The 12,006-nt window shown below is 60.5% G+C and carries 10 protein-coding genes; 3 read left to right on the plus strand and 7 right to left on the minus strand.

Going from position 1 to position 12,006, the window contains the following annotated elements; all coding sequences use genetic code 11:
* Positions 1–6: 6 nt before the first annotated feature.
* From AC1ROI_RS22555 to AC1ROI_RS22570, 4 genes are all read right to left on the minus strand, one after another.
* Positions 7–1,509 carry a CoA-acylating methylmalonate-semialdehyde dehydrogenase gene (locus AC1ROI_RS22555; RefSeq protein ID WP_102595416.1) on the minus strand — a complete coding sequence of 501 codons (1,503 nt, stop codon included), beginning with the start codon at positions 1,507–1,509 and terminating at the stop codon, positions 7–9.
* A gap of 44 nt (positions 1,510–1,553) precedes the next feature.
* Positions 1,554–2,363 carry a 5-deoxy-glucuronate isomerase gene (gene iolB, locus AC1ROI_RS22560; RefSeq protein ID WP_102595415.1) on the minus strand — a complete coding sequence of 270 codons (810 nt, stop codon included), beginning with the start codon at positions 2,361–2,363 and terminating at the stop codon, positions 1,554–1,556.
* On the minus strand, positions 2,360–3,253 hold the full coding sequence (iolE, locus tag AC1ROI_RS22565; protein ID WP_077749727.1) for a myo-inosose-2 dehydratase: 894 nt from the start codon (positions 3,251–3,253) through the stop codon (positions 2,360–2,362). Before iolE ends, iolB begins: the two co-directional genes overlap by 4 nt.
* 137 nt (positions 3,254–3,390) lie before the next feature.
* Positions 3,391–5,328 (minus strand): bifunctional 5-dehydro-2-deoxygluconokinase/5-dehydro-2-deoxyphosphogluconate aldolase, encoded by a 1,938-nt coding sequence (locus tag AC1ROI_RS22570; RefSeq protein ID WP_083376943.1) that lies wholly within the window; start codon positions 5,326–5,328, stop codon positions 3,391–3,393.
* A gap of 311 nt (positions 5,329–5,639) precedes the next feature.
* On the opposite strand from AC1ROI_RS22570, the gene AC1ROI_RS22575 reads away from it, so the two are divergent.
* Positions 5,640–6,560 carry a MurR/RpiR family transcriptional regulator gene (locus tag AC1ROI_RS22575; protein ID WP_077749729.1) on the plus strand — a complete coding sequence of 307 codons (921 nt, stop codon included), beginning with the start codon at positions 5,640–5,642 and terminating at the stop codon, positions 6,558–6,560.
* Between the two features lie 75 nt (positions 6,561–6,635).
* Entirely contained in the window at positions 6,636–7,247 is a 612-nt protein-coding gene (locus AC1ROI_RS22580; RefSeq protein ID WP_010459617.1) for a glutathione S-transferase, read from the plus strand.
* A gap of 71 nt (positions 7,248–7,318) precedes the next feature.
* On the opposite strand, the gene AC1ROI_RS22585 is transcribed toward AC1ROI_RS22580, so the two are convergent.
* From AC1ROI_RS22585 to AC1ROI_RS22595, 3 genes are all read right to left on the minus strand, one after another.
* Positions 7,319–8,410, minus strand: a complete 1,092-nt coding sequence (locus tag AC1ROI_RS22585; protein ID WP_102595860.1) for an alkene reductase — start codon at positions 8,408–8,410, stop codon at positions 7,319–7,321.
* Between the two features lie 21 nt (positions 8,411–8,431).
* Complete coding sequence (locus AC1ROI_RS22590) at positions 8,432–9,454, minus strand: LLM class oxidoreductase (protein ID WP_256580186.1); 1,023 nt, start codon at positions 9,452–9,454, stop codon at positions 8,432–8,434.
* Between the two features lie 105 nt (positions 9,455–9,559).
* Entirely contained in the window at positions 9,560–10,471 is a 912-nt protein-coding gene (locus tag AC1ROI_RS22595; RefSeq protein ID WP_102595862.1) for a LysR family transcriptional regulator, read from the minus strand.
* A gap of 352 nt (positions 10,472–10,823) precedes the next feature.
* Here AC1ROI_RS22595 and AC1ROI_RS22600 point away from each other — a divergent pair, with 352 nt between their 5' ends.
* A complete protein-coding gene (locus AC1ROI_RS22600) occupies positions 10,824–11,927 on the plus strand; it encodes a DNA alkylation repair protein (RefSeq protein ID WP_102595863.1) in 1,104 nt (367 codons plus the stop codon).
* The last annotated feature ends 79 nt before the right edge of the window (positions 11,928–12,006 follow it).

Below are 12,006 nucleotides of genomic sequence, written 5' to 3' on the forward strand. Positions count from 1 at the left end.
GGTGAATCACTTGGCTGTCGGCATGCTGAATTCAGGGCCCTTGGCGATGCTGTCGGGCCAGCGTTGCATCACGCTTTTGTAGCGGCTGTAGAAACGGATGCCTTCTTCGCCATAGGCGTGATGGTCGCCGAACAGCGAGCGTTTCCAGCCGCCAAACGAGTGCCAGGCCATGGGCACCGGAATCGGTACGTTGATGCCGACCATGCCGACCTTGATAGTGCGTGCAAACGCTCGGGCGATGCCGCCGTCGCTGGTGAAACATGACACGCCGTTGCCGAATTCGTGGGCGTTGATCAACGCCACGGCGCTGGCGAAATCCGGGACGCGGACGATGCCCAGCACCGGGCCGAAGATCTCTTGCTGGTAAATGCTCATCTCGGTAGTGACGTGATCGAACAACGTCGCGCCGACGAAGAAGCCGTTCTCCGCCCCCGGCACCTTGAACCCACGACCATCGACAATCAGCTGCGCGCCTTGCGCCACGCCCTGGTCGATAAAGCCTTCGACCTTGGCCTTGTGTTCGGCCGTCACCAACGGCCCCATGTCACTGTCGCCCTGCATGCCGTTGCCGACCTTGAGTTGATCGATGCGCGGCAGCAGTTTGGCAATCAGTTGGTCTGCAACATCGCCCACCGCCACGGCAATCGAGATCGCCATGCAGCGCTCGCCGGCCGAGCCGTAAGCCGCGCCGATCAAGGCGTCTGCGGCCTGATCCAGATCCGCGTCGGGCATGACGATCATGTGATTCTTCGCCCCGCCCAGCGCCTGCACCCGCTTGCCGCGCGAGGTGGCTTGCTGGTGGATGTACTCGGCAATCGGCGTCGAGCCGACAAAGGAAATCGCCTCGATGTTCGGGTGTTGCAGCAGCGCATCGACCGCTGTCTTGTCGCCCTGAACCACGTTGAACACGCCGTCCGGCAAACCGGCTTCGGTCAGCAAACGGGCCATCAGCAAACTGGCGGACGGGTCGCGTTCGGAGGGTTTGAGAATGAAGCAGTTACCGGTAACCAGCGCCAGCGGGATCATCCACAGTGGCACCATCACCGGGAAGTTGAACGGCGTGACACCGGCGCATACGCCCAGCGGCTGGCGCAGGTTCCAGTTGTCGATGCCGCCGCCGATGTTGTCACTGAATTCGGTTTTCAGCAGGCTCGGCGCGCCACAGGCGTATTCGACGATTTCGATGCCACGGGTGACTTCGCCCTTGGCGTCGGAGAACACCTTGCCGTGTTCGCGGCTGATGATTTCGGCCAGTTCGTCGTGATGACGGTCGAGCAATTCCTTGAACTTGAACATCACCCGCGAACGGCGCAAGGACGATTGCTCGGACCAGGCCGGGAATGCTTTCAGGGCCGAGGCAACGGCGGCGTCCACGGTCTTTGCGCTGGCCAGCCCGACACGCGCTTGCACCTCGCCAGTCGCCGGGTTGAAGACATTGCTGAACCGCTCGCTGCCACTGTCTTGCACGTGACCGTCGAGGTAATGGCCGATGACCGGGGCGTCGCTCATTGTTCTTGTTCTCCGTTCGAATAGTGGAATTCAGGCTTTTTAGATCAGAGATCAAGCAGCCAACTGTGCTGCGGATCGTTGTGGAACTGCCAGACCCGTTTCGGGCCGGCCATCACGTTCAGGTAATACGACTCGTAGCCGTAGGGCACGCTGACCGGGTGATAGCCCTTGGGCACGACCACGAGGTCGCTGTTTTCCACGGCCATGGCTTGATCGATGCTGCGGTCGTCGGTGTAGACGCGCTGGAACACGAAACCCTGGGGCGGGTTGATCTGGTGGTAATAGGTTTCTTCAAGAAAGCTCTGGTGCGGCAAATCGTCGGTGTCGTGCTTGTGCGGCGGGTAGCTCGACGAGTGTCCCGACGGCGTGCGCACTTCCACCACCAGCAGCGAATGGGCGGGCTCGGTGTCCGGCAGGATGTCGCAGACGTAACGGGTGTTGGCGCCCTTGCCGCGCACGCTGCGTTTCATGGTGTCGGGTTTGATCAGCCGTGGACCGAGGCCCTTTTCGGCGGAGCCCGGTGCGGCGCAGACGGCGATCTGCACATCGCTGAGCGCAACCACTTGCGCCTGACTGCCGGGCGGCAAGTACGCGGCGAAGGGTGATTTGTCTTCGAACACCGACTGGCGATCGCCGAGGTTGCCCCAGTCGAAGGCGCCCTGCCCCGGCGCTTCGCCCTTGATGCTGACCCGGCCGCTGAGCAGCACCAGGCACAGTTCTTTATCGCCCGCCGCCACCGGCAAGGTTTCGCCGAGGCTCAAGCGGTAAGCGGCGAAGCCAACGTATTCCAGTTCACCTTTGCCCAACTCGACCATGGTCCGGCCACGGGCATTGCTTTTGACCAGCAGGCTCATAGCGCAATCCTCTCGTCGAGCAACGCGCGCAAGGTGTCGTAGCCTTTTTTCGCGTAGACGTAACTCGGCGCCACGGCCGGGTCTTGCTCAGCTTCGACCACCAGCCAGCCGTGGTAATCGTTGGCCAGCAACACATCGAGCAGCGCGGCGAAGTCGATGTCGCCATCGCCGGGCACGGTGAACGTGCCGTTGATGATGCAGTCCGGAAAGCTCCACAGGTTGTTGCGCGCCAGTTGCACCACCGGTTTGCGCACGTCCTTGAAATGCACGTGGCAGATGCGTTCGATGTGTTTGCGCAAGACGTGCAACGGCTCGCCGCCGCCCATGTAGCAATGGCCCGAATCGAACAGCAGACCGACTTCGCTGCCGGTCAACGCCATCAACTTGTCGATGTCGGCCGGGGATTCGACGTAAGCGCCCATGTGGTGGTGATAGGCCAGGCGCACGCCTTGGGACAGGGTGAAACGCGCCAGTTCGGTGAGCTTGTCGGCGTATTCCTGCCAGGCCTGTTCGGTGTGGAAACGCGGGCGTTCAACCAAGGGGATGCGCTGGCCCTGAATCGAGTCCGCCACTTCGCCGTAAACCAGCACCTTGGCGCCGTTCTTCGCCAGCAACTCGACGTGACTGCCAATGGCGTCGATTTCTTCGGCCACGGAACGGCGCGCCAGACGGCTGGAATACCAACCGGACACCAGCGCCAGATCGTAAGGCCGCAGCACGTCACCGACGCCTTTGGCATCCTTGGGGAATTTGCCGTTGAGTTCAAAACCTTCGTAACCGATCTCCTTGCCTTCGCTCAACGCGGTGCTCAACGGCGTCTCGCCACCGAGGGACGGCAAGTCGTCGTTGCTCCAGGAGATCGGGTTGATGCCAATTCGGATAGCGGGCATGGCTGCACCTTTTTGTTGTTTTCTAAATTTCCGTTGAGTCTGAGGCCGACTTCGCGGGCAAGCCTCGCTCCTACAGATCAACGCGGCTTCCCGTAGGAGCGAGGCTTGCCCGCGAAGAACGATAACGCGGTGTCGCGTCAGGCGCGGGCCGTGCGCCAGGCGTCGATGAGTTCGACGAAGGTGCCCTGCACCTGAGCAATCAGCGCCTCATCATCGATTTCACCGGCCAGCCACGCGCGGCTCGGTTCCTGGAAGATCGTCCTCCCCACCGCGAACCCGCGACAGGTCTGGCTCTGGCTCGCTTGCTGAAACCCTTCGGCCAGTGCCGCCGCCGGCGCATTCAGCCCCAGCAACACCACGCCCCGGCAATACGGATCTCGTTCCTGAATCAACTCATCAAGCTGCTTCCACTCCTCGGCACTCTGCGCTTCGATCTTCCACCACGCCGGGTAAATCCCCAGGTTGTAGAGGCGTTTCAGCGCGCGATACAGCACGTCCGGATGGGTCGACGGATGATCCTTGGGCGGGATGATTTCCAGCAGCAGTTCATGACCGCTGACCTGGGACGCCTGATACAAACCCTTGATCTGCGCTTCCTGTTCCAGGCGCAGCAACGGCTCATCATCAGGATGAAATTGCACCAGGCACTTGATGATCTGCTCTTGCGGCCAGGCAATCAGGTTGCTGCCGATCGAGCGCCCATGTTCGAAGGCCAACGGCCGCGAGCCCTGCACTTCCACCGGCCGCGCCACCCACCAGCCTCGACCGGTGGCGGCGTTCAGCGAGTCCTGGCCGAAACGCTGATCGGCCAGCAAGCCGACATCCGCCTCGATCCCTTGCTCGCGCAAATCCGTTTCGACCCGCTCCACGGCTTTGATAAAGAGTTGCTTGAGTTCGCAGATGGCGTTGAGGTCGCGACCGCCCTTGTGCGCCAGCTCCACCAGTTGCCCACGGTGATCAAAGGCAAAAATGAACAGCTGCTTCCACTGTTTGCGCGGCACGCTGACCTGATGCAGACGCTGCAGCACTTCGTCCTGATCCGGCCGGGTGATCGGCACCGGGCTGTTGAACAGGTAATCGAGTTCGGCACGGGTCGGCATCGCCGGGGCGCAGGCATGGCGCGACACCACCAGCCCGCCGCAAGCATTGGCCAACTGGCAGCAGCGCTCATCGCTGGCGTCTTCCAGCCAACCGCTGAGGAAACCCGACATGAATGCATCGCCGGCCCCCAACACGTTGAGCACTTCCACCCGGACGCCGGGGTAAATCGCCCCGTCTTCAAGCCGCACCGGAATCACCCCGTGAATCACCGTGCAACCCTGCGGCCCGAGCTTGACCACCAGCGTCGCGTCGCTCAAACGCCGAACATTGCGCAACGCCGTGAGCAAATCCTCGGAACCGCCCGCAATCAAAAACTCTTCTTCAGTGCCGACAATCAGGTCAAAACGCGGCAGGATTTTCTGCACATGCTGGCTGACGTTCTGATCGGCAACAAACCGGGTTTCCCCGTCCGCCTTGCCCGCCAGCCCCCACAGCACCGGGCGATAATCGATATCGAGCACCCGTTTGACGTTGTGCTTCTCGGCGTAATCCAGCGCCTGGATGCTCGCCTTATAGACGCCGTCGGTGGAGAAATGGGTGCCGGTGATCAGCAAGGCTTTGCTGGAGGCAATAAAGGCTTCGCTGATGTCCTCGGCCCGCAGCGCCATGTCGGCGCAGTTTTCGCGGTAGAAGACTAAAGGAAAGGTTTCACGGTCCTTGAGACCGAGCAGGACCATGGCGGTCAGGCGTTCCGGATCGACCTTGACGCCGCTGACGTCACAGCCTTCACGCGCCAGGGATTCCAGGAGGAACCGCCCCATGTGGTCGTCCCCTACCCGGCTCAACATCGCCGATTTCAGGCCCAGTCGAGCGGTGCCGAACGCAATGTTGGCGGACGATCCCCCAAGGTATTTGGCGAAGCTTGAAACATCTTCCAGCCGCGCTCCGACTTGCTGCGCATAGAGGTCGACGCCAAGGCGCCCCAGGCAAATCAGATCCAATTGACGCCCACTGGCAAAACGAGTCTGGCCCATGCTGGCTCCTGTTATTTTTATCAGCCTGCGTTCGGGGCGATGGAGGCGCCGAACGCTCTTGGTGGGATGCAGACTAAAACGACCGGGACCGAACAATCAATAATTATTCCAAATAATTTTTACGTGGAATATTTTTTCCAATAAACTTCTACAAAAGCATTCCAGACACAGTGCATCGTTTCAGCAAACCGCACGCCGGCCGCAAGCTCAAGATTTTATTCCGGCCTACCCTGTAGACTGCGCACAGCCAACCTATTGTCAGGGGCCGACACACCAGTCAGCCCTATAAGAACAAGCCAGAAGGATTCCCTATGTCCCGCACCGATCAGCCGGCTACGACCGAGAGCACGCCCGACAGCGATCTCGCCAGCCCCCCGATCAATGCCGAGCGTCTGTTGCAGCTGATCACCAACGAATACGAAAGCCTGCCGCGCCAGCTCAAACGCATCGCCAGCTACATGAGCCAGCAAAGCGACCGGATCATGGTCGACCGCATCAGCGACATCGCCCGCGAGTGCGAAGTGCACCCGTCGGCCATCGTGCGGTTCTCCCAGCGCTTCGGGTTCAGCGGTTTCAGCGAAATGCAGGCCCTGTTCCGCGAGGCGTACACGCACAAAACCACGCCGGTGCAGAACTACCAGCAGCGCATTCGCAGCATGATCGCCAACAAATCGCAGAAAGCCAGCGGCGGCGACCTCGCCCGCGAGTGCATCGACGCGACCCTGTCGGGCATCGAACGGCTGGGGCTGGAACTCGATGACCAGGCCTTCGACAAAGCCGTGGACCTGGTGGTCAACGCCGACAACATCTACGTGGTCGGCGTGCGCCGCTCGTTCGCGGTGGCCGATTACCTGGTCTACAACCTGCAACACACCAACAAGCGCATCCACCTGGTCTCCGGCCTCGGCGGCAGCTACCGCGAGCAGATGCGCAGCGTGCGCGCCAATGACCTGGTCATCGCCATCAGCTTCACGCCCTACGGCAAGGAAACCCAGCACTGCCTGCGCATCGCCCAGCACAACCAGGCGAAAACCCTGATCATCACCGACAGCAACCTCTCGCCCCTGGCCAAACGCGCCAACACCGTGCTGCTGGTCAACGAAGGCAGTTCGTTCGCCTTTCGCTCGTTGAGCGCGACGTTGTGCCTGTGCCAGGCGCTGTTTATCGCCGTGGCCTATCGACTGGAATTGAAGGTCGACGAGATACACGAGCAAGTCGGTTTCGAAGATTAACCAAGGCCGTTTGCAGGTCGCCGAACCTCAGCTAAGGTAGTCCATCCCGACATGGACACCTGAAGGAGCGGCTCAATGAAACTGATCGGCATGCTGGATTCGCCCTACGTGCGGCGCGTGGCTATTTCCGCCAGACACCTGGGCATCGACCTGGAGCACGAATCGGTTTCCGTGTTCCGCCACTTCGAGCACTTCCAGCAGATCAACCCCGTGGTCAAAGCGCCGACCCTGGTGCTGGACGACGGCGAAGTGTTGATCGACTCGACCCTGATCATCGACTACCTCGAAGCCCTCGCCGGCCCTGGCAAAAGCCTGATGCCCGACGACCTCAAGCAACGACTGCGCGCATGGCGCCTGATCGGGCTCGGGTTGGCGGCGTGCGAAAAGTCCGTTCAGCTTTACTACGAACGCAACCTGCGCCCCGCCGAAATTCAATACCAGCCTTGGGTCGAGCGCGTCGAAGGGCAACTCGCCGCAGCCTATTCAGCGCTTGAACGCGAACTGGAAAAACAGCCTCTGGCAAACGGTGCCTTGATCGAACAAGACGGCATCACCCTCGCCGTCGCCTGGAGCTTCACCAACCTGGTGACACCGGACCAAGTCGACGCCTCACGCTTCCCGCGCATCGCCGAATTCACCGCGCAGGCGGAAAAGCTTGAGGCCTTCATCAGTACCCCGATAACCTGACCGGCCCCCTAGAACGGCCCCGACCATGACCGCCGCCGAACAGCCTGCCCCGGCGCTGCACGACGGGTCCGCTAGGCACTTTCTGCGACTGGCGACGAGTACGCGGGATAATCGATGTAGCCATGCGCGCCCCCGCCGTAGTAAGCCTCCCTTCCCGCTTCGGCCAGTGGCCAGCCATGGCGCAAGCGATTGACCAGATCGGGGTTGGCTATAAACGGCCGGCCAAACACCACCAGGTCGCTTAATCCTTCTTCGATGGCCTGCTGCGCGGTTTCAAGGGTGAACCCGCCCGACACCATCAAGGTGCCGTCGTAAGCGGCGCGGAAGTCTTTTTGAAAGTCCGGCGTGCCGAGATGGCTCGCATGCAAGTAGGCAATCTGGCGTTGGGACAATGCTCCGGCCAGAGCGAGCCAGGTGGCCTCTTCGCCATCGAACGGGTGCAGGTCCGCCAAGTGGGCAAAAGGCGACACGCGCACACCCACCTTCGCACTGCCGATCTGCGCACTCACCGCATCGACCGTCTCAAGCAGCAATCGCAGGCGATTCGCGATCGGTGCACCACCGTAGCGGTCTTCACGTGTGTTGAAGCCGCCGTTGATGAACTGTTCAAACAGATAGCCGTTGCCGGCGTGAATTTCGACGCCGTCAAAACCTGCCGACAGGGCATTGGCCGAGGCCAGGCGAAAGTCTGCAATGACCTGCCGGATCCCCTCGGCATCCAACGCCACGGGCGCACTCACCGCAACTTGCCCAGGCTTGCCGTCGCTGTCGTAAGCATGCACCAACGTTTGACTGGTGGGCATGGCCACAGGCGCGACAGGCGAGCGTCCGTCCAACAGCGAAGAGTGCGAGACGCGCCCCACATGCCAGAGCTGGAGGAACATGCGTCCCCCGGCTTGATGAACCGCATCAGTCACGCGCTTCCAGCCTTCAATTTGCGCTGCGCTGTGGATCCCCGGGGTGTACAGGTAGCCACGTCCCTGCGGAGAAACCTGCGCGCTTTCACTGATGATCAGGCCGGCTCCGGCGCGCTGGGCGTAGTAGGTCGCCATGTCTTCAGACGGCACGGTGCCCTCGACGCGAGCGCGGGTCATCGGCGCCATGACGATGCGATTGGGCAGCACCTGACCCGCGAGGTCATAAGAGTCGAAAAGTGATGACATGAGTGATTCCTCCGCGTGATCTCAGGCGTGTGACGGGAAGTACGGCAGAACGTACTCGCCGAGTTCGTCGAGGATTTCGCCATAGGGTTGACGGCTGACCTTGGGGTTGAGCGCGATGTGCGAAACACCGGCAGATTGCGCGTGCTCCAGGTAATTGCGCAGGCCGTTGCGCCCTGCCCGGAAGCCACCCTGGATGCGCTGGAATGGCTGGTCCGGGTTGTCGCTGAGGTCGAAATAGCCGCCCAGGCCCAATGGTTTGAAAGCGTTGCGGTTCTCCGCCTCCTGCACGGCGGCGTGCCAGCTCTCGCCCAACGCTGCCAACCGCTCCGGGCTTTGGACGCCGGCAAGATAGCCATCAAGGTGCTGAGCCAACCATTCAACGCTCTGTTGCGCCTGGCCGACAGCAATGGACGGGACGCGGCCATACGGCGCTTTCGGCACCAGGTCCAGGTTTCCGTGTGAGCCACCGAATCGCTCGGAGCGGAAACGCGGAAAGCTCTGCTCGATCAGGGTTCGAAACACCGAAAAGGCATCACGGTAACGATCGCCACGGGATTCATAATCGATGCCCAGCATCGGGTAATCACTGTATCGATCACCCGAGGACAGCCCCAACACCAGTCGACCTTCACTGAGTTGATCGAGGGACGTCGCTTGCTTGGCCAGATACATCGGATCACGGGTCGGCAGCACAATACCCGTGGTGCCCAAGACAATGCTGCGGGTGGCGGCGGCCAGGTAACCGATGTAGACCAGCGGCTCAAAGATCTGCGCCACATCACCATAATCCGGGTCGTAGAAAGGTATGTCGCGCATCCATAAGGCACCAAAGCCAAGCGCTTCGGCGCGTTGCGCCATCTCCACGTGATCACGCATGGTCGGCGCCGGTCTGCCCGGGTGGGTTTCGAGGGGCAAAATCAGGCCAATCGTGAGCGCCTGCGGTTTAAACAAACGTTGAAACCCGGGATGGCGCTCAAGCGAAGGATGGGCGGTCGGTAACGTGGTCGGTTGAGCTGGCGGCGAGAAGTGGGTGGCGGTAGTCATAATGGCAGTCCCGTGAGTGACGATGACTGACATATTTATTGATTCCCCAGACTGGATAAACAGCAGTTCGCGCCCATTACACGGTCCGCTGAGTCCCCAATACCGCTATTTTTCCCAAGGCACGCCTGATTCCCAACGCTCGATCAACAGGTCAATAAACCTGCGAACGCGGGGGGACAGGTGACGCTTGCTGGTGTAGACGACTCTGATGGGATCAGGAGGTGCGCGATAGGGTTTCAACACTTCCACTAACGTGCCATCGCGCAGGTCGTTACCCGTAATGTAGGTCGGCAGATGAATCAGGCCGATGCCTGCCAGCGCCGCTTCTCGCGTGGCTTCTGAACTGTCGATGTTCAGTCGCCCTGGCTGTTCGTAGAGATGAAGGCCGGCAGGTGTCTGGTAACGCCAGACGGTCGGCCGCTCCCCACTGAACAACGCGATGGTGTCATGCCCGACAAGGTCAGCGGGCGTTTGCGGCACGCCGCGTTGGGCCAGATAAGCAGGCGATGCACACGTCGCGAATTGCTGCCAAGCCACGGTACGGGTGAATAATTGAGAGTCATCTTTGGGCATGCCAATTCGTATGGCGATGTCGATGCCCTCCTCGATCAGATCAACAAAGCGATCGGTAAACCAGACATCCGCCCGCAGTTCAGGCCACTGCTTCAGATAAGCATCCAGAATCGGCAGAATGTGGCGCTGACCAAAGGACAGCGGTGCCGTGAGCTTAAAGGTCCCGGTGGGCCGCCCACGACGCAAGGCCATGGTCGCTTCCACTTCATCCAGATCTTCGAGAATCTGACGCCAGCGCTCATAGGCGACCTGCCCCTCGTCAGTCAGACTCAGTTTGCGCGTCGTGCGATTGAGAAGCCGTGCGCCCATCCGGCTTTCCAGGCGAACTATACTTTTCCCCACCGCCGACCGGGTCAGGCCAAGAGAAGCCGCCGCAGCGGTAAAGCTTCCAGCCTTTACGGCGCAGACAAATGCAGCGATGTCACCCAATCGGTTGGCTTCCATGGGTCGCTTTACTCCAGGACATGCATAGAGTGTATGTGGAGCGTGAGGCCCATAAAATTTCCTGTTCATTTATCAATAGAACCGGATCATGATCCTCAAGCGCGCAGGCTCGCAACCCTCGATAAAAGGCCCAGAAGCGTACTTCACAGGCACCGTCCGTATGGACCCACTCAACTCCCCTCCCGAACCGGCCCGAGCGTCCATCGTCAGCGTCAGCGAACGTCGATCCCCCGGGGGAATGATTTGACCCGTGAGCCTGCCACTATCACGGAATTCGCCGCACAGACAGAAAAGCTTGAGGCTTTCATCAGTACCCCGATAACCTGACCGGCCCCCTCGAACGGACCCGACCATGACCGCCGCCGAACAACCTGCCCCGGCCCTGAAGGAAATCTTCAACGCCGAACGCCTCAAGCACATCGCCACCGAAATGACGGCGGTCTACCCGGCCTTCAACGCCAAAGCCTTCCTGAAAATGGCCAACGACGGCCTCGCCGACCTGTCGATCATGCAACGCATGGCCCGCGTCAGCGAATGCCTGCACGCCGTGCTGCCGCTGGATTACGACGAATCCCTCGAAGTGCTACGCGCCCTCGCCCCCCGCCTCAACAGCGGCTTCGTCAGCATCTCGCTGCCGCATTACGTGGCGATGTATGGCACGCATGACTTCGAGCAATCGATGGACGCGCTCAAATACTTCACCGCGTTTGGCTCTGCAGAATTTGCGATCCGGTATTTTCTGCGCAGCGATCTGCAACGGTCATTGGCGCTGATGCAGGCATGGTCTCGGGATGAGAACGAGCATGTGCGGCGCCTGGCCAGCGAAGGCAGTCGACCGCGTTTGCCATGGTCGTTTCGGTTGGAGCAGATTCAGAGCGACCCGACGTTGGCGGCGGCGATTCTCGACAACCTCAAGGCAGATGACAGCCTTTACGTGCGCAAGTCGGTGGCCAATCACCTGAATGACATCACCAAGGACCATCCGGAGTGGGTGTTGGACTTGATTGAGGGGTGGTCGCTGGAGAACAAGCACACAGCGTGGATTGCCAAGCATGCGTTGCGCAGTTTGATTAAGCAGGGGAATCAGCGGGCGTTGGCGATTATTGGGGCCAGTGGGAAGGCTGAGGTTGAGATTGTTGAGGTGAAGGTGGAGCCGGCGGTGATTCGGTTGGGGGAGAAGATTACGTTGTCGTTTGCGGTGAAATCCACGGTGGCGGAGAGTCAGCGGTTGGTGATTGATTATGCGATTGATTATGTGAAGGCCAATGGCAGCACTTCGGCGAAGGTGTTCAAGCTGAAGGCGTTGACGTTGGCTGGCAAGGCGACTGAGCGGGTTAGTCGTGGGCAGCAGATCAAGGAGCTCACCACTCGGAAGCATTATCTGGGCGTTCATGCTGTGCATATTCTGGTGAACGGCGAGCGCCTTACCAGTACGTCATTCGAAATCCTTGCATAACCTAGGGAAACTCTGAAAAAGACTTCCAAATCTGGTGAGATACGGCTGTCCCACGAACTGAACGGTTGAGCCCCGATGA

Source organism: Pseudomonas sp. GW823-FHT02C02, from assembly GCF_058797635.1.